Raw genomic sequence first — 17,572 nt, 5'->3', positions numbered from 1 at the left:
CGGCGCCGGGTGGTCGGGAAGCGGTCACTGGCCGCCTCGCAGCGCCTCGGCGATCACCGCGCGGCCGACCGGTGCCGCGACCGAGCCGCCGGTCGCCTCCAGCGCCCGGTTGCCGCCGTTCTCCACGATCACGGCGATGGCGACCTTCGGGTCCTCGGCCGGCGCGAACGCGACGTACCAGGCGTGCGGCGGCGTGTTCTTCGGGTCGGTGCCGTGCTCCGCGGTGCCGGTCTTGGACGCGATCTGCACCCCGGTGATCTTCCCGCCGCCCTGGGTGCGGTTCTCCGAACCGATCATCAGGTCGGTCAGCGTGGACGCGACGTTCTGCGGCATGGACCGGCTCATCCGGTCCGGCTCCGTCGTGTCCACGACGTCGAGCTGCGGGCTCTGGATCTCCTTGACCAGGTGCGGGGCGACGGTCTGGCCGCCGTTCGCGATCGACGCGACGATCATGGCGTTCTGCAGCGGCGTCAGGCGGACGTCGCGCTGGCCGATCGCCGACTGCTGGGTGGACGGCGTGTCGGACATCGGGCCGACCGACGACGGCTGGACGGTCATCGGGATCTGCAGGTCCGAGCGGCCGACGCCGAACGACTCGGCCTGCGCCCGGATCTTGTCGGCGCCGAGCTCGCCGCCGAGCTGAGCGAACGCGGTGTTGCAGGACCGGGCCAGCGCGTCCCGCAGGGACGCGGTCGCACCGGTGCCGCAGGGCGTGCCGTCGTAGTTCTCCAGCGTCGTCGTGGAGTCGGCCAGCGTGATGTTCGGCGCGGCCGTGAGCTGGCTGTCCGGGGTGAAGCCGTTCTGCAGTGCGGCCGCCGTGTCGACCAGCTTGAACGTCGATCCGGGCGGGTAGATCTCCGAGATCGCCCGGTTCGTCAGGACGTCCGGGTTCTGCGCGGAGTCGGCCTTCCACGCCTGCTGCTGTTCGGCCGCGTCGTGGCTGGCCAGCGGGTTCGGGTCGTACGACGGCGTCGAGGCCATCGCAAGGATGTCGCCGGTCTGCGGGTTGAGCGCCACGACGGCACCCTCGAAGTTCTTCGACGACATCTGGTCGAACGCGACCTTCTGGACGGCCGGGTTGATCGTCGTCACCACGTTGCCGCCCGCCGGGTCTCGCCCCGTGATCAGGTCGGACACGCGCCGGACGAACAGCCGGTCGTCGGTGCCGTTGAGCACGCCGTCGGTGGACCGCTCCAGCCCGCTCGATCCGTACACCGTCGAGAAGAACCCGGTGACCGGGGCGAAGGCCGGGCCGTTCGGGTACTGGCGCAGGTATTTCAGCCGGTCGTTCGTCGCGACGCTCTGCGCCAGCACCTCCCCGCCCGCGGTGATCTGGCCGCGCTGGCGGGAGTACTCGTCGATCTGGACGCGCTGGTTGCGCGGGTCGTCGCGGTAGGCACCGGCCTGCACCACCTGGACGTAGGTGGCGTTGCCCAGCAGGACGACCACCATCACCATCACGGCGAGGGCGACGCGGCGGACCGGGCGGTTCACTGGTCCCCTCCGCGCGGACGCTGCACGAGCTCGGTCCCGGCCTCGGCGATCGGGGCGCGGGGCTTCTCGGGCCTGCGCGGCAGCGGCGCGCGCGCCACGTGCGAGATCCGGAGCAGGATCGCGACGAGCGCGTAGTTCGCGACCAGCGACGACCCGCCGTAGGACAGGAACGGGAGCGTCAGGCCGGTGAGCGGGATCAGCTTCGTGACCCCGCCGATCACGACGAAGATCTGCAGTGCGACCGAGAACGAGAGCCCGGTGGCCAGCAGCTTGCCGAACGTGTCCCGGACGGCGAGCGCGCTGCGCAGACCGCGGGTGATCAGTACGAGGTAGGTCACCAGGATCGCGGCGAGCCCGATCAGCCCCAGCTCCTCGCCGAGGGAGGACCAGATGAAGTCCGACTCGGCGAACGGGACCAGGTCCGGGCGTCCCGCGCCGAGTCCGCTCCCGCCGACGCCGCCGGTGCCCATCCCGAACAGGGCCTGTGCCAGCTGGTAGCCGCTGCCGTCGTAGTCGGTGAACGGGTCGAGCCAGATCTCCACACGCGTCTGCACGTGGCCGAACAGGTTGTAGGCGATGACCGCGCCGCCGACGAAGAACAGCAGCCCGATGACCATCCACGAGACCCGCTCGGTGGCCGTGTAGAGCATCACCAGGACGAGGCCGAAGATCAGCAGCGAGCTACCGAGGTCGCGCTCGAACACCAGCACGCCGATGGACAGCCCCCACGCGGCCAGCAGCGGGGCCAGGTCGCGGGCGCGGGGCAGCTCCATGCCGAGGAACCGGCGGCCCGCCGTGGAGAGCAGGTTGCGCTTCTGCACGAGGTACGCCGCGAAGAAGATGATCAGCAGGATCTTCGCGAACTCGCCGGGCTGGATGCCGCCGACGCCGGGGATCCGGATCCACAGCTTGGAGCCGTTCACCTCGGAGATCGACGACGGCAGGATGCCGGGGATGGCGAGGAACACCAGTCCGGCGAACCCGGCCGTGTAGCCGTAGCGGGCCAGCACCCGGTGGTCGCGCATGAAGATCAGGACGGCCACGAACAGGACGAGTCCGAGCACCGTCCAGCCGACCTGCGGCGTCGCCATCGACGACGGGATCTCCCGGCCGAGCAGCTGGGCCCGGTCGGCCTTGGCCAGGTCGATCCGGTGGATCATCACCAGGCCCAGGCCGTTGAGCAGCGCGACGGCGGGCAGGATCAGCGGGTCGGCGTACGGGGCCCACTTGCGCACGGCCATGTGCGCGCCGGCGAAGAGGACCAGGTAGGCGAGCCCGAGGTAGAGCAGCGACGTCGTCAGCGTCTGCTCCTGGTTCGCCTCGACGAGCACCAGCGCACCGGTGGTCAGCACGGCGGCGAACGCGAGCAGCAGCAGTTCGACGCCGCGCCCGGTGGGGAGAGGCGCGGCGGCGTCGGAGGTCGGAGCAGGGGTGGCGGGTGCGGCCATCAGCTCGTGTTCCGGCAGTTCGTGCCCGGCTCGGCCTTCACCGTCGGCAGCGGTGTCGTCGTCACCGGCGGCTGGCCGGGAGCCGGCGGCGGGAGCACGACCGGTGCGGGCGGGGGCGCCAGCGTCGAGCACAGCGGCAGCATCCGGTCGCGCAGGCGCAGCACGGTGGCGTGCGCGCCGTCGAGCCCGTCGGTCGAGACGATCCCGTCGGTGACCTGGCTCCGGACGGTCTGCGGCAGGTCGTCGAGCCCGATGTCGGAGCGCTCCGCCACCGACTGCAGCGGGATGCCCAGCGCCGTGCCCCGCACGCCCTGGTAGATCGCCACCTCGTTGTCCGCGACGCTCACGTAGTACTGCTGCATCACCAGCGTGCGGGCCAGCCACGCACCGAGTCCGAGCACGATCACGACGCCGAGCACGATCGCCACCGGCCGCAGCCCCCTGCGCCGCTTCGGCGCGGGCGTGGAACGGGGCTCGAGCCGGACCGGCTCGGTCTTCTGGGTGCGCGGCAGCGTCGTGGCGGCCGCACGGAACGCCGACGTCGACCCGGCCGTCGAGTCCTCGTGGCGGTAGTCGCCGTCGTCGCTGCGGTGGTTGCGTCCCGCCGACCCGCCGATGATCGGCGCGTCCTCGCCGTAGTCGACGTCGACGACGTCGGCGACGATGCAGGTGATGTTGTCCGGGCCGCCGCCGCGCAGGGCGAGCTCGATCAACCGGTCGGCGCACTCGCGAGGGTCGGCGTAGTCGAGCAGCGTGTCCCGCAACGTGTCGTCGCTGACCGGGCCGGACAGGCCGTCCGAGCAGAGCAGGTAGCGGTCGCCGGCGCGGGCCTCGCGGATGGTCAGCGACGGGTCGACGTCCTGACCGGTGATCGCGCGCAGCAGCAGCGAGCGCTGCGGGTGGTTCTCCCGCTCGTCCTCGGTGATCCGGCCCTCGTCGATCAGCGACTGGACGAACGTGTCGTCCTTGGTGATCTGGGCGAACTCGCCGCCGCGCAGCTGGTAGGCCCGGGAGTCGCCGACGTGGACCATTCCGAGCCGGGAGCCCGCGAACAGGATCGCGGTCAGCGTCGTACCCATGCCCTCGAGGTCGGGGGCGTCGGCGACGTGCCTCGAGATCGCGTCGTTGCCCTCGTGGGTGGCCGCGCGCAGTTCGGCGAGCAGATCGTCACCGGGGACGTCGTCGTCGAGGGGAGCGAGCGCGGAGATCACCAGCGAGGAGGCGACCTCGCCGGCGGCGTGGCCGCCCATGCCGTCGGCGAGCGCGAGCAGACGCGGTCCCGCGTAGACGGCGTCCTGGTTGTTCTGCCGGACCAGCCCACGGTCACTGCGGGCCGAGTAACGCAGCACCAGTGTCACGGGGCGGCTCCGGCTTCGGTCGGGGCTCGTCGCGGCGATCTCATGCGGGAGTCGTCATGATCGCAACTCGATCACCGTCTTGCCGATGCGGACCGGGACCCCGAGGGGGACCCGTGTGGGCCCGGTGACCTTAGCCCTCTCGAGATAGGTCCCGTTCGTCGACCCGAGGTCCTCGACGTACCACTCCTCGCCCTGCTGCGAGATGCGCGCGTGCCGGGTGGAGGCGTAGTCGTCGTCCAGCTTCAACGTGGAGTCGTCGGCCCTGCCGATCAGGATCGGCCGGGAGTCCAGCGTGATGCGGCTGCCGGCGAGGGGGCCCTGTGTGACCAGCAGTTGACGCGGCGTACGGCTGCCGCGGCCCGCCGAGCGCACGCGTCCTCCACGGGAACCGCGGCCCGGCAGCACCGACCGCAGCCCGGAGGCCGCGTACAGGTCCGACCGCACCACCTGCAGCGCGAGCAGCACGAACAACCAGAGCAGGGCCAGGAATCCCCCTCTGGTCAGCTGCAGCACCAGTTCCGGCACTCACTGCTCGCTTTCGTTCCCCGCGGCGGCGCCGGAGGCACCGGCGCGTGCCCGACCGGTCAGGTTCCGATCGGGTCCACCGCATCTTTCCGTACCGCCGCCGGGTCTCAGCCCTGGGTGCGGAACACCAGGCTGGAGTGCCCGACGCGGATCACGTCGCCGTCGGTCAGCTGGCAGCTCTGGACGGGGCTGTTGTTGACCGTGGTGCCGTTCGTGGAACCGAGGTCGTTCAGCGTCGCGATCTGGCCGTCCCACGTGACCTCGAGGTGCCGGCGGGAGACGCCGGTGTCCGGCAGCCGGAAGTTCGAGTCCTGGCCGCGGCCGATGACGTGGGTGCCCTCGGACAGCTGGTAGTTCCGGTTCGAGCCGTCGTCCAGGATCAGCATGGCGGCGAGCGCCTGCTGCTGGCCCCAGCCGCCCTGCTGCTGGCCGTAGCCGTCGTAGCCGGGCTGCGCGTAACCCTGCGGGGCGCCGTAGCCGCCCTGCTGGCCGTAGCCGTCGTAGCCCTGGTCGTAACCAGGCTGGGCGTAGCCCTGCGGGGCGCCGTAGCCGCCCTGCTGCTGGCCGTAGCCGTCGTAGCCCTGGTCGTAACCGGGCTGGCCGCCGTACCCGGGCTGACCCGCGTAGCCCTGCTGCTGGCCGTAGCCCTGCTGGTCGTAGCCGGGCTGGCCGCCGTAGCCCTGCTGGCCGTAGCCCTGGTCGTACCCGGGCTGCTGGCCGTAGCCGGGCTGCTGGCCGTAGCCCTGCTGGTCGTAGCCGGGCTGGCCGCCGTAGCCCTGCTGGCCGTAGCCCTGGTCGTAGCCGGGCTGCTGGCCGTAGCCCTGCTGGCCGTAGCCCTGCTGGTCGTAGCCCGGCTGCTGCTGGCCGTAGCCGCCGTAGCCCTGCTGCTGGCCGCGCTCCTGCTCGTACCCCGGGGGCGCGTAGGTCTGCTGGCCGTATCCGCCGGGGGCGCCACGGTCGTATCCGTACTGCCCGTTCTCTTCGGGGTGGCCCGGTTGCTGGCTCATGGGTGCTTCTCCTGCGGTGCGAGCTCTGTTGGCGGCCCGACGGGAAGCGTCGGGGTCGACAGCCGAGCGGGTGCGGAACTGTCCCGTGTGCAGCGCCTCGGAGCGCTCCAGAAAGACTACGACCTCACCGTAGGTGTCCCATCCCTGGTCGGTGAGTTCCCTTGCCACGTGCGCGGACAGGGACGCGACGACCCCGTCCTCGTCATCGGCCATGCGGTCGAGATCACTGGGGCTGAGCAGCACCGTGTACCGGTTGGGCGCCAGTAGGCGTCCTCCCGCGAGCTGCTCGATGTGGTCCTCGGCTTCCCTCAGCAGTGCCTGTGCGACTTCCTGTGGGACGACACTGCCCCCGAAGACCCGCGCGAAGGCGTCGCCCACCATCCCCTGGAGACGGCGCTCGAAGCGATCCACGCGGCCCAAATGATCTCCTCCATAACGAGTCGGCGTGTCGGTGACAGAGGCGATCGTATCTGTGCTAACCGACACGGCTTCGACCCCGGGTGGGCGAGGGGCGGTACCCCCCGCACGGCGCCCTCCGGGGCAGGTGCTAACTTTTCTGTCGTCAGGGCGAGTGGCGGAATGGCAGACGCGCACGGTTCAGGTCCGTGTGTCCGTAAGGACGTGAGGGTTCAACTCCCTCCTCGCCCACACTTCGAGCTTCACCTCCTCCCTCACGATGGTTCTCGCTTTCGGTTGCGGGCGCCATCGCTCGTTCTGCTGTCCCCGTGCCGGACGGGTGTCACCCGTCGCGGTCACGCATCGCAGGGCGCTCCGGATGATCGGCCATGACGACGATCTCCGCCAGGTCTTGCGGTACCCGTTCGCGGTCGTAGCGCTCGTAGGCCTCGACGGTCCACCGCTCGTCGTCGGGCAGCAGACGTCCCAGTGCGCCGGGCGACATCCGCAGGTGCACGGTCAGCTCCGCGTCGAGGCCGCGGCCGAGCATCCGCGCGCCGGCCACGACGACGACGCCGTCCGGGCCGATGTCCTGCGGGGCATCGCGGAACGACCTGTCGCGCACCGGGTCACGCAGCCGCGGCAGCACCCTCCCGGACCCCTCCGGACCGGCCGGGTCGAGCACCTCGCGCCGGAGCGCGTCGTCGTCGAGCCAGCCGTCGAGGAACATGTCGACGTCGGTGTGCCCCAGCTCCAGGCGCACGGACGCCGGTCGCAGGAAGTCGGCCGCACGCACGACGACGACCGGTCGCCCGCGCAGGCGCAGCAACTCGGCGACGGCGTCGGCGAGCGCGTCCGCCCCGGAGGGCGGGGCACCGTCGAGCAGCACCCTGGCGCGTCCCGGCGTCGCCGCGGCGCGTCCGACGACGTGCTCGGCGAGCACGGCGGGCGTGACCGGGCGGTAGGCGCCGCCCTGCCGCTCCGTCGTGCCGGCCACGATCGACCCTCCGGTGCTTGTCCCGCCGTTTCCGGTGCCCAACACTAGGTGGGTGAGTCCGGACGAGTCCGGTCCCGGTGGTGCGCTGCGGCGGGCCCTGCGGATCGTCGAGGCCGTCGCCGACGCGGGCGACGGGATCACGGCGAAGGCACTCGCCCGTCGGCTGTCGATGTCGTTGCCGACCGTGTACCGGCTGCTCGGCGCGCTCGTCGAGGAGGGCTACCTGGTCCGCCTGCACGCCGTGCGCGGCTACGGGCTGGGCTACCGCGTCGTCGAGCTGGCCCGCGGGCTCACCGACCACCTGACGCCACCGCCCGCCGTCCGCGAGATGCTCGCCGAGCTGCACGCCGACGTCGGGGCGGCCACCTACCTGGTCGTGCTGCGCGACACCGACGTCGTGGTCGCGCACGCGGACTCCTGCACGGCGCACCCCGGCGTCGCCGGGCTGCGGATCGGCGAACCGGTCCCGGCGCACGCGACCGCGCTCGGCAAGGCCGTGCTCTCCCTGCTCGCTCCCGGGCAGCTCGGCGACGTGCTGGCCCGGTCCGGCGTGCGGGCGCTGACGCCGAGCACGCTGACCGACCGGAGGCTGCTCGACCGCGAGCTGCTGCGGGTGCGGTCGGCGGGTGTCGCGGTGGACGTCGAGGAGTACACCCGCGGCACGGCCGGGATCGCGCTGCCGCTGACCGCGGGCGCCCGGTTCAGCGCCGTCGGGGTGTCGGTCAGCCGAGCCGAGTTCGGCACCCGCCGGTGGGAGCTCGAGCGCGCGGTCCGCGACCTCGCGGCGCCGCTCTCCCGTCTGCTCGCCCCGGCGGGGGCGGCGTCCTGAGCCCTAGTGTCCCGGCATGGCTGATGCTGCGCCGCTGGTGCGCTACGAGGTCGACGCCCACGTCGCGACGATCACCTACGACCGTCCGGAGAAGCTGAACGCGATCGACGGGGCGATGCGGCGCGACATCAACGCCGCGTTCGACCGCTTCCGCACCGACGACGAGGCGTGGGTCGCGATCGTCACCGGCGCCGGGAGGGCGTTCTGCGCCGGTGCCGACCTGAGGTCGGAGACCGGGGACCCGGCGGGTGACTTCCCCGGCAGCTTCTGGGAACGGCCCACCGTGAACTCGCTGGAGAGCGGCTGGGAGATCTTCAAGCCCATCGTCGCCGCCGTGAACGGGCCGGCCGTCGGCTACGGCGTCACGCTGCTCACCTGGTGCGACTTCGTGATCGCCTCGAACCGTGCGACGTTCTCGTTCCCGGAGGCGCGGATCGGCGTGCCGACGATCGTCGGTGCGATCCGGCTGCCGCGGATGATCAACCGTCAGTACGCCATGGAGCTGCTTCTCACCGGCGAGACGATCGACGCCGACCGCGCCCACGAGATCGGACTGGCCGGGTGGGTGGTGGAGCACGACCGGCTGCTCGACGACGCCCGCTCGCTCGCCGCCCGACTGACCCGCGCGGCGCCGCTGGCCCAGCGCGCGATCAAGGAGATGTCCGTGCGCGGGGCCGAGATGGGCACCACGGAGGCGATCCGGTTCGGGGAGACGCTCCGCCGGGTCGCGGCCGCCACCGACGACGCGGCGGAGGGCAAGGCCGCCGCCGCGGAGAAGCGCGACCCGGTCTGGCGGGCCCGCTAGTGCCGTGTCGCGCAACGTTGGTGCCGGAAGCGCCTGGGCCTCCGAGATCGGTGCCGAACGTTTCGCGATGCGGCACTAGCCCCTGGCGATCTCGGCCAGCTCGTCCAGCTCCTTCAGGACCGCGGACCGCGCATCGCCGTCCGGGCCCGGGTCGGCGAGCTCGAACAGCACCCTGTCCACGCCGGCGTCCACGTAGGACTGCGCCGCGGTCGCCTTCTTCGCCCCGCCGTAGATCGTCACCGGGATCCGCCCGCGCCACGCGTCGGCGGCCCGGCTCTGCAGCTCCTCGACCCGCCGCGCGAACTCCTCCAGGCCGTCCACCGGCACGCGCAGCGGGATCCAGCCGTCGCCGTGCGACAGCACCCGGTCCAGCACGGTCGGGCCGCCGCCCGCGATCAGCACCGGCGGCACGCGCGTCGGCTTGGGGTAGGACCACACCGGGTCGAACGAGACGACCTCGCCGTGGAACTCCGCCTCGTCGGACGTCCACAGTGCACGCAGCGCGTCCAGGCGCTCCAGCATCTCGGCGGTCCGCCTGCGCGGGTTCACGCCGTGGTGGGCCATCTCCTCGACGTTCCATCCCGGACCGACGCCGAACTCGAACCGCCCGCCCGCGAGCCGGTCCACGGACGCGACCTCCTTGGCCAGGTTCAGCACGTGGTGCTGGTTGACCAGGCAGACGGCCGTCCCGAGCACGACCCGGTCGGTGACCGCGGCCATCGCGCCGAGCACGACGAACGGGTCGAACGTGTGCGAGTACCGCTGCGGCAGCTCGCCGCCTCCGGGACGTTCCGTGGCCCGGCTCGTCGGGATGTGCGTGTGCTCGGTGACGAACAGCGACTCGAAGCCGCGTTCCTCGACCGCGCGGGCCAGCTCGACGGGGTCGATCCCGTAGTCGGTCACGAACGCCGCCACACCGAACTCCATGCCGGCGATCCTTTCACCTGGCGGAAGAGCGCGGGCGACGGATCCGCGCCGCGGCTACGTTTCGCCCATGTCCGTCCGCACCGAACCGCCCTTCCGCGCCGACCACGTCGGCAGCCTGCTGCGCCCACCGGAGCTGCTGGACGCCCGTGCGAAGCACGCCGCGGGCACCCTGGACGACGACGGGCTGCGTGCGGCCGAGGACGCCGCCATCGCCGCCGTCGTCGCACTGCAGGAATCGACCGGCCTGCGCTCGGCCACCGACGGCGAGTTCCGCCGCACGTCGTGGCACATGGACTTCATCTACCAGCTCGGCGGCGTCACGAAGACGTCAGGGAAGGTGGAGGTGAAGATGCGCAACGCCCAGGGGCAGAACAACTTCGCCTCGGCGGGCATGGCCGTCGACGGCCGCGTCCACCTGCGCGAGCCCGTCTTCGCCGAGGCGTTCGACTATCTGAAGGCGACGACCACGACGGCGATCCCGAAGCTGACGATCCCGTCGCCCAGCATGGTCTACGCCCGCGGCGGGCGTGCCGTGATCGACGAGACCGTCTACCCGGACGTCGAAGGGTTCTGGGCGGACCTGTCGGCGGCCTACGCCGACCAGCTCTCCGCGATGTACGAGCGGGGCTGCCGCTACCTGCAGCTCGACGACACCGCGCTCGCCTACCTGAACGACCCGGCGCACCGCGAGGAGCTCAGGGCCAAGGGCGACGACCCGGAGACCCAGCACCTGCGCTACATCCGCCAGATCAACGCGGCGATCGCCGACCGCCCGTCGGACATGGCCGTGACGACCCACATGTGCCGGGGGAACTACCGGTCGTCATGGGCGGCAGAGGGCGGCTACGACCACATCGCAGAGGCCCTGTTCGGCGAGCTCGACGTGGACGGCTTCTTCTGCGAGTTCGACGACGAGCGCTCCGGTGGCTTCGAGCCGCTGCGGTTCGTGCCGCCGGGCAGGCAGGTGGTGCTCGGGCTCGTCACGACCAAGAGCGGCGAGCTCGAGGACCCCGACGTGATCAAGCGCAGGATCGACGAGGCGTCGAAGTACGTGCCGATCGACCAGCTCTGCCTGTCCCCGCAGTGCGGGTTCTCGTCCACGGTCGAGGGCAACGCGCTGTCGATCGACCAGGAGAAGGCGAAGCTGGAGCTGATCGTCCGCGTGGCCGACGAGGTGTGGGGTTAGTGCGGCACTAGCCTCGCGCGGGTGAGCGACACACCGCTGTTCGACCGCGTCCTGGCCGGGGCAGCCCCCGGTGCCCGCCTCCTCGACGTCGGCTGCGGGGCGGGCGACCTGCTCGCCGCGGCGGCCGCGGCCGGTCTGACCGTGTCCGGCGTGGAGGTGGACCGCCGTCCGCTGTCGCTGGCCGAGCAGGCCGCGCCCGGTGCCGACCTGCGGATCGGCGACGCGCACGAGCTCCCGTTCGCCGACGACGCGTTCGACCTGGTCACGCTCGTGCAGGTGCTGGAACACGTGACGAACCCGGTCGTGGCGCTGCGCGAGGCCTCGCGGGTGACCGCGCCGGGCGGTTCCGTGCGGGTGAGCGTCTGGGGCGCTCCCGAGGAGTGCGACGCGTCCGTGATCGGCGCGTCGCTGGCGCCCCTGACCGGGGCCGAACCGCGGCCGCAGCGGGGCGACGGCGCGCCCCCGCTGACCGACCCCGACCGGCTGACGAAGCTCACCGAGCTCGCCGGCCTGACCGTGCGCGGGATCGAGGTCGTCCGGGTGCCGGTGGACCACGAGGACGAGGACGATCTGGTCGCCGGTGTGCTGGCGTCCGCACCGGGGCGGCACGCGGCCCGCGCGGCAGGCCCCGGCGCGGTGCGCGAGGCGGTGCTCAAGGGCCTGGAGCCGTTCCGTCACGGCACCGGCTTCCGCCTGACCGACACCGTCCGGGTCCTGGACGCCGCCCCGGCCTGACGCCCGCCCTTCCCGAACGAACGGCACCTTCGGGCAATCACGTTGCTCGAAGGTGCCGTTCGTTCGGGAGTGCGGCTAGTGGTTCGCCGCTTCGGGTGCGTAGCGGATCTTCAGCAGGGACTTGCAGTACTCGCCGTTGGTCTCGATCCCGACGCGCTGCAACCGGGCCCGGCGCAGGTGCAGCGGCACCTGTTCGGTGGTGACCCGGCTCCCGTCGGGGTGCAACAGGAGCGGGGCGTCGTCGCCGGCCGGGAGGCCGATGGCCTCGCGGCGTGTGCGCATCCGGCCCAGTTCCGCGGTGTCGGCGTCGGTGCCGGTCAGCTCGCCGAGGGTCATCGCGGCCAGCTCGTCCGGTCCGGCGCCGGCGTCGACGAGGGGTTGGGCCACCCGGTCCTGGCCGGCCATCGCGGCCTTGGACAGGAACGTGCGCCGCAGCTCGTCGAGCTCGGCCGCGGCCTCGCCGTTGACCGAGCCCTCGAAGGACTTGACGAACCCGGCGTGTGCGGCGACGCCCCCGTTGATCTCCTCGGAGGCGGAGTGGTCGGCCAACGTCACGGACGCCCTGTTCACTCCCGGGATCGCCATCACCGCGTCGTAGGCGTCGGCGACCATCAGGAACGAGAAGTTCGGGGCGCAGAAGAACGTCGGCAGCCGGAGCCCGACCGTGACGGCGACACCACCACCGGCGTCACCACCGGTGTCGCTGTCGCTGTCGGGGTCGGGGGTGACGGTGCACGTCTCGACGAAGTCGAGGTCGGTGATCGGCTCGTCCAGTTCGGGATCGAGCACCGTCCCCAGTGCGGACCACACGGCCTGCCGGTCGACTGTGCCGCGGTCGGCGTCGAGCGCAGGCCCGGCCGTCATGCCTGAGCCACCGCCTCGTCGGAGAGCTGCATCTCGGCCGGGACCGGGATGTCGTAGAGGCGGGCGGCGTTCAGGCCGAGGATCTTCTTCTTCGACGCGGTGGTCAGGCGCGGGTAGTCGGCGAACTGGTCGTCGTCGGGCATCTGCCAGTCGACCAGGCCCTCGACCTGCCACTTCGGTGTCCAGATGTTGTAGTCGCCGCCGAAGAGCATCTTGTCCTCGCCGACCCAGAACAGCAGCTCGCCCATGACCTTGGCGAAGAACTTCGGGCGGGCGTGCATCAGGCCGCCGACGACGACCGACAGGCCGGCGTAGACGTTGGGCTCCTGCACCGCCATGAAGCAGAAGTCCTCGATGCGCGGCAGGCCGACGTGCTCGACGATGAAGTTCAGGCCCTGGAAGTCGGTGGCCGCGTGGTCGACGTCGGCGACGTCGAACGCGTCCTTGTCCAGCGGCCAGATCGTCGGGCCCTTGTGCACGTGCACGTTCTTGATGCCCAGGTCCTGCGCGTGCTGCAGGAACTTGTAGGCCTCGGGGTCGGTCAGCTTGTAGCCGCGGGAGTCGCCGTGCCACTCCGCGGTGTAGAGCTTGACGCCCTTGTGCTTGTACTTCGCGACGTCGGCCTCGAGCTGGCGCAGGCCGGCGTCGCCCTCGCGCGGGTCGAAGCGGCCGTTGACGATGACCTTGTCGCCCAGCTTCTCGAGCATCTGGGCATTCTGGTCGGCGGTGTTGAAGCCGTTCTTGTACCACTCCTTGAGGTACGTCGACTGGAAGATCGCGACGTCGACGTGGCCCTCGGTGAACATGTCGCGCTCGAAGTCCTCGGGCGAGACCTTCAGGTAGTGCTCCCAGTCCCAGTGGGTCTCCGGCGGCCCGAGCTGGTGGTAGCCGTAGAAGCAGTCGATCCAGCCCTTGGCGTACTGCTCGGCGCCCTCGACCCAGTTCTCCCGGGACGCGTCCCAGAAGTGCGAGTGGGAGTCCACGACGAAGTACTTCTCGCCATCCTTCTCGTACGACATGCGAATCCTCCTGCTGCGACGTCGGTGCCGCGTGGTGGTGGGTAGGAGTGGATCTACGGAACGAGGATCGCCCGGCCGCGGACCTTGCCCGCGTCCAGGTCGTGCAGGGCGTCCAGCGCCGAGTCGAGCGGGTACTGCTTGGTGTGCAGCGTGACCTTCCCGGCCTGGGCCAGGACCATCAGCTCGGCGAGGTCGTTGTAGGTGCCGACGATGTTGCCGATCACGTTCTTCTCGCCGGCCACGAAGTCGAGGGTCGGCGCCTTGAACTCGCCGCCGTAGCCGAGGTTGAACTGGTAGCCGGCCGGGCCGGTCATCTGCCAGGCCTCGAGCTCGACGCCCTGCTCGGCCACGTAGTCGAAGACCACGGTGCCGCCTCCGCCGGTCAGGTCCTGCACGGCCTGGACCTGGTTGCCGTCGGCGACGACCGTCTCGTCAGCACCGATCTCCTTGGCCAGCTCCAGGGCGGCCGGGTTCTTGTCCACCACGACGATCTTCGTGGCGGTCAGGGCCTTGAGGACCTGGATGCCGATGTGGCCGAGGCCGCCCGCACCGATCACGACGGCGCTGGTGCCCGGGTAGAGGTACGGCACCGCCTTGCGCACCGCGTGGTAGGACGTGATGCCCGCGTCGGCGAGCGCGGCGACGTCGGCCGGCTTGGTCTCCGGGTTCAGCTTGACGCACGACCGCGCCGTCGTGCGCATGAACTCGGCCATGCCGCCGTCGTTGTTGGACAGGCCGGGGAAGAACGCGTCGCCGGTGCACTGCATGTCCCGGCCGGACCGGCAGCCGAGGCACAGGCCGCAGGACGGCTGCGGGTGCAGGATCACGGTGTCGCCGACCGCCACGTTCGTGACGGCCTCGCCGACCTCGTGCACCCAGCCCGCGTTCTCGTGACCGATCACGTAGGGCAGGTCCGGGTTCTGGATGTCGGCCCAGTCGCCGTTGACGATGTGCAGGTCGGTGCGGCACACACCGGCGCCGCCGATCTTGACGATGACGTCGAGCGGCCCCTGGATCGTCGGCTCGGGAATGTCGTCGATCTTGGGGTCTTCCTTGTACGCGTGCACCCGCACGGCCTTCACGGGGGACCTCCTGGAGTCGGATGCGCGACGGTGCGCATGTGGTGGGTGCGTCGTGGGCGGTGTACGGGCACGGCGGCGGGAAACCGGGTGTCCGCGGTCACACCGATCTCAATGCCACTGGAGTGGGCCGACAAGGGGGTCCATTCTCTGTGGGCGCAAAACAAGACAAATCGGTCAGAAGCGAGCGCTCGACGCGCACGCGGATACCCGCCTACCGGGCGGTAACATCCAGCGCATGGCCGAGGACGCGAGCTGGGTGGCGGACGCGATGCGTGCCGCCGTGCCGTGGGTGACCACCGCGGGGATCGAGTTCGGTGAGATCACCACCGAGCGGGCGGTCGCCGTCCTGCCGGACCGCGATGATCAGCACAACCACGTCGGCGGACCGCACGCCGCCGTCATCTTCGGCCTGGGCGAGACCGCGTCCGGCGCCGTCGGGCTGGCGGCGTTCGCCTCCGCGGGCGAGGTGGCCACGCCGCTGGTCGTCCGCTCGGAGATCGGATACCTGAAGCTGGCCCGCGGCGACCTGCGGGCGGAGGCGGTGCTGACCCGTCCCTCCGGTGAGGTGCTGGCCGAGCTCGAGGCGGGCGGGCGGCCCGAGTTCGCGGTGGAGGTCGACGTCACCGACGGCAGCGGGCGGACGACGACCCGTCTGACCGTCGTGTGGACGCTGCGCCCGAACCGGGCGGAGGCACCGGCGAACGGTTAACGTCGCCGCTCATGAACGTGGTGATCGCAGGCGGACACGGGCAGATCGCGCTGCTGCTGGCAAAGCGGCTGGCCGGGGCGGGGCACGCGGTCCGGTCCCTGGTGCGCAACCCCGACCACGTGTCCGATGTGGAGGCGACGGGCGCGTCGGTCGCCGTCCTCGACATGGAGACCGCCTCGATCGCCGAGGTCGCCGCGCAGCTCGACGGTGCCGACGCGGTCGTGTTCGCGGCCGGGGCGGGCCCCGGCAGCACGGCGGAGCGCAAGGACACCGTGGACCGGGCAGCGGCGTTGCTGCTCGCCGACGCCGCCGCGAAGGCGGGCGTCCGCCGGTACCTGCTCGTGTCGGCGACCGGTGTGGACGACGAGCCGGATCCCGAGCGCGGCGAGGTCTGGGCCGCCTACATCGCGGCGAAGAAGGCCGCCGAGGACGCGATCCGCGCCGACCTGCTCCTGGACGCCACGATCCTGCGCCCCGGCAGGCTGACCGACGAGCCGGCCACCGGGAAGATCCTGCTCGCTCCGCCCCCGGTGGACCGCGACATGGGGGACGGTGATCCGCGGAGCGGAGACGGGTCGGGCACGGTGACCCGGGACGACACGGCGGCCGTGCTCGTCGCGCTGCTCGAGTCGCCGGGCACGGCCGGGCAGACGCTCGAGCTCCGCAACGGGTACCAGGACGTCGCGGCGGCCGTCGCGGAGATGGCGGACCGGGAGGCGTGACCGCGCGGCCGGGCGGGAAGATGCCCGCATGGCCGATGAGCAGGAAGCCGAGCGAGGCTTGCCGAGCGAGAGTCAGTACGACGTCGTCGTGATCGGCGCCGGGCCGGTGGGCGAGAACGCCGCCGGGTACGCGGTCCAGGGTGGGCTGTCCGCCGCGATCGTGGAGGCCGAGCTGCTCGGCGGGGAGTGCTCGTACTGGGCGTGCATCCCGTCGAAGGCGTTGCTGCGCACGCCGCAGGCGGTCGTGGACGCCCGGCGGCTGCCCGGTGTCACCGCCGAGTACGACCCGCAGGAGGTACTGGCGCGGCGGACGTACTTCACCGGCGACTGGGACGACGCCGGCCAGGTCGACTGGGCCGAGGGCGCCGGCATCGCGGTGTTGCGCGGACGCGGGCGGCTGGCCGGTGAGCGGACCGTCGAGGTGACCGCTCCGGACGGTTCGACGACCGTGCTGCGCGCCCGGCACGCCGTCGTCCTGGCGACCGGGAGCGTGCCGGTGACGCCGCCGGTGCCGGGCCTGGACACGGTACGCACCTGGGGATCCCGGGACGCGACGTCGGCGAAGGAGGTCCCGCCGCGGCTCGGCGTGCTCGGCGGCGGGGTGGTCGGCTGCGAGATGGCGACGGCGTTCGCGCGCCTCGGCTCGCAGGTGACGCTGTTCAACCGGGGTGACCGGCTGCTGCCCTCCACGGAGCCGGTGGCGGGTGAGCGGGTCGCCGCAGGGCTGCGCGAGGCCGGTGTGGACGTCCGCCTGGACCAGGGGATCGACTCGGTCGCGCCCGCTGCCGGCGACGCGATCACGCTGACCGCGGGCGGCGGGACGATCGAGGTCGACGAGCTGCTGGTCGCCACCGGCCGTCGCCCTTCGACGCACGACGTCGGGCTGGACACGGTCGGGATCGAGCCGAGGGAGCTGGCCGTCGACGAGTCCTGCGCGGTCGCGGGCGCAGAAGGGTGGCTCTACGCCGTCGGCGACGTGAACGGCCGCGCCCTGCTCACCCACCAGGGCAAGTACCAGGCGCGGATCGCCGGCAACGCGATCGTCGCCCGCGCGTCCGGAGCCGCGGTGCACACCGGGACGTGGGGCGAGCACGCCGCGACCGCCGACCACCGGGCCGTCCCGCAGGTCGTGTTCACCGATCCCGAGGTCGCCGCCGTCGGGCTCTCGTCGGCTCAGGCGTCGGACGCCGGGATCACCGCGCGCACCGTCGAGATCGACATCGCGGTGGCGGGCTCGTCACTGCACGCCGACGGGTACGCCGGGCGCGCTGTGATGGTCGTGGACACGGACCGGGACGTGCTGGTCGGCGTCACGTTCGTCGGCCAGGACGTCTCCGAGCTGGTGCACGCGGCCACCATCGCGATCGTCGGGGAGGTACCGCTGTCCCGGCTCTGGCACGCGGTACCGGCGTTCCCGACGATCAGCGAGGTGTGGCTGCGGCTGCTGGAGACCTACCGCGAAGGGTGAC

At 71.8% G+C, this 17,572-nt stretch carries 17 protein-coding genes and 1 tRNA gene; 8 read left to right on the top strand and 10 right to left on the bottom strand.

Annotated features, from left to right (window positions below):
* Positions 1-24: 24 nt before the first annotated feature.
* From EV378_RS16595 to EV378_RS16575, 5 genes are all read right to left on the bottom strand, one after another.
* Positions 25-1,494: a peptidoglycan D,D-transpeptidase FtsI family protein gene (locus EV378_RS16595; RefSeq protein WP_132426256.1), complete on the bottom strand. Its 1,470-nt coding sequence runs from the start codon at positions 1,492-1,494 to the stop codon at positions 25-27.
* Positions 1,491-2,942, bottom strand: a complete 1,452-nt coding sequence (locus tag EV378_RS16590; RefSeq protein WP_132426253.1) for an FtsW/RodA/SpoVE family cell cycle protein — start codon at positions 2,940-2,942, stop codon at positions 1,491-1,493. Before EV378_RS16590 ends, EV378_RS16595 begins: the two co-directional genes overlap by 4 nt.
* Complete coding sequence (locus EV378_RS16585; protein ID WP_132426250.1) at positions 2,942-4,300, bottom strand: PP2C family protein-serine/threonine phosphatase; 1,359 nt, start codon at positions 4,298-4,300, stop codon at positions 2,942-2,944. Before EV378_RS16585 ends, EV378_RS16590 begins: the two co-directional genes overlap by 1 nt.
* Before the next feature lie 54 nt (positions 4,301-4,354).
* Positions 4,355-4,825, bottom strand: coding sequence for an FHA domain-containing protein FhaB/FipA (locus tag EV378_RS16580; RefSeq protein WP_132426247.1), 471 nt, complete (start codon positions 4,823-4,825; stop codon positions 4,355-4,357).
* A 107-nt stretch (positions 4,826-4,932) separates the two neighbouring features.
* Positions 4,933-6,252 carry a DUF3662 and FHA domain-containing protein gene (locus EV378_RS16575; protein ID WP_132426244.1) on the bottom strand — a complete coding sequence of 440 codons (1,320 nt, stop codon included), beginning with the start codon at positions 6,250-6,252 and terminating at the stop codon, positions 4,933-4,935.
* Positions 6,253-6,397: 145 nt separating this feature from the next.
* On the opposite strand from EV378_RS16575, the gene EV378_RS16570 reads away from it, so the two are divergent.
* Positions 6,398-6,480 (top strand) — tRNA-Leu (locus EV378_RS16570).
* 91 nt (positions 6,481-6,571) lie between these two features.
* Here the strand turns inward: EV378_RS16570 and EV378_RS16565 are convergent.
* Positions 6,572-7,225, bottom strand: a complete 654-nt coding sequence (locus EV378_RS16565; RefSeq protein WP_243653499.1) for a nucleoside/nucleotide kinase family protein — start codon at positions 7,223-7,225, stop codon at positions 6,572-6,574.
* 52 nt (positions 7,226-7,277) lie between these two features.
* Here EV378_RS16565 and EV378_RS16560 point away from each other — a divergent pair, with 52 nt between their 5' ends.
* Positions 7,278-8,054: an IclR family transcriptional regulator gene (locus EV378_RS16560; protein ID WP_165922312.1), complete on the top strand. Its 777-nt coding sequence runs from the start codon at positions 7,278-7,280 to the stop codon at positions 8,052-8,054.
* Between the two features lie 16 nt (positions 8,055-8,070).
* Positions 8,071-8,859 (top strand): enoyl-CoA hydratase/isomerase family protein, encoded by a 789-nt coding sequence (locus tag EV378_RS16555; protein WP_132426238.1) that lies wholly within the window; start codon positions 8,071-8,073, stop codon positions 8,857-8,859.
* Between the two features lie 75 nt (positions 8,860-8,934).
* Here the strand turns inward: EV378_RS16555 and EV378_RS16550 are convergent, their stop codons facing one another.
* A complete protein-coding gene (locus tag EV378_RS16550; protein ID WP_132426235.1) occupies positions 8,935-9,786 on the bottom strand; it encodes an LLM class F420-dependent oxidoreductase in 852 nt (283 codons plus the stop codon).
* A gap of 67 nt (positions 9,787-9,853) precedes the next feature.
* On the opposite strand from EV378_RS16550, the gene EV378_RS16545 reads away from it, so the two are divergent.
* Together EV378_RS16545 and EV378_RS16540 are read left to right on the top strand one after the other, a co-directional pair.
* Positions 9,854-10,972 (top strand): 5-methyltetrahydropteroyltriglutamate--homocysteine S-methyltransferase, encoded by a 1,119-nt coding sequence (locus EV378_RS16545; protein WP_132426232.1) that lies wholly within the window; start codon positions 9,854-9,856, stop codon positions 10,970-10,972.
* A gap of 21 nt (positions 10,973-10,993) precedes the next feature.
* Positions 10,994-11,707: a class I SAM-dependent methyltransferase gene (locus tag EV378_RS16540; RefSeq protein WP_132426229.1), complete on the top strand. Its 714-nt coding sequence runs from the start codon at positions 10,994-10,996 to the stop codon at positions 11,705-11,707.
* Positions 11,708-11,782: 75 nt separating this feature from the next.
* On the opposite strand, the gene EV378_RS16535 is transcribed toward EV378_RS16540, so the two are convergent.
* Genes EV378_RS16535 through EV378_RS16525 form a run of 3 tightly spaced genes read right to left on the bottom strand, consistent with a single transcriptional unit; the run spans position 11,783 to position 14,672 of the window.
* Complete coding sequence (locus EV378_RS16535; RefSeq protein WP_132426226.1) at positions 11,783-12,571, bottom strand: iron-sulfur cluster assembly protein; 789 nt, start codon at positions 12,569-12,571, stop codon at positions 11,783-11,785.
* Positions 12,568-13,590, bottom strand: a complete 1,023-nt coding sequence (locus EV378_RS16530; RefSeq protein WP_132426223.1) for an amidohydrolase family protein — start codon at positions 13,588-13,590, stop codon at positions 12,568-12,570. The genes EV378_RS16535 and EV378_RS16530 overlap by 4 nt, the downstream gene beginning before the upstream one ends.
* Before the next feature lie 53 nt (positions 13,591-13,643).
* On the bottom strand, positions 13,644-14,672 hold the full coding sequence (locus tag EV378_RS16525) for an NAD(P)-dependent alcohol dehydrogenase (protein WP_132426220.1): 1,029 nt from the start codon (positions 14,670-14,672) through the stop codon (positions 13,644-13,646).
* Positions 14,673-14,907: 235 nt separating this feature from the next.
* Here EV378_RS16525 and EV378_RS16520 point away from each other — a divergent pair, with 235 nt between their 5' ends.
* Genes EV378_RS16520 through EV378_RS16510 form a run of 3 tightly spaced genes read left to right on the top strand, consistent with a single transcriptional unit; the run spans position 14,908 to position 17,571 of the window.
* On the top strand, positions 14,908-15,381 hold the full coding sequence (locus EV378_RS16520) for a DUF4442 domain-containing protein (protein ID WP_132426217.1): 474 nt from the start codon (positions 14,908-14,910) through the stop codon (positions 15,379-15,381).
* An 11-nt stretch (positions 15,382-15,392) separates the two neighbouring features.
* The gene (locus EV378_RS16515; protein WP_132426214.1) at positions 15,393-16,103 is read left to right on the top strand and encodes an NAD(P)H-binding protein; all 711 of its coding nucleotides are present in this window, start codon (positions 15,393-15,395) and stop codon (positions 16,101-16,103) included.
* Between the two features lie 28 nt (positions 16,104-16,131).
* On the top strand, positions 16,132-17,571 hold the full coding sequence (locus tag EV378_RS16510) for a dihydrolipoyl dehydrogenase family protein (protein WP_132426211.1): 1,440 nt from the start codon (positions 16,132-16,134) through the stop codon (positions 17,569-17,571).
* Position 17,572: the final 1 nt, after the last annotated feature.

This window comes from Pseudonocardia endophytica, from assembly GCF_004339565.1.
In the GTDB taxonomy this organism is placed as follows: Bacteria; Actinomycetota; Actinomycetes; order Mycobacteriales; family Pseudonocardiaceae; genus Pseudonocardia; species Pseudonocardia endophytica.
This window is presented reverse-complemented; position numbering and strand designations above follow the sequence as displayed.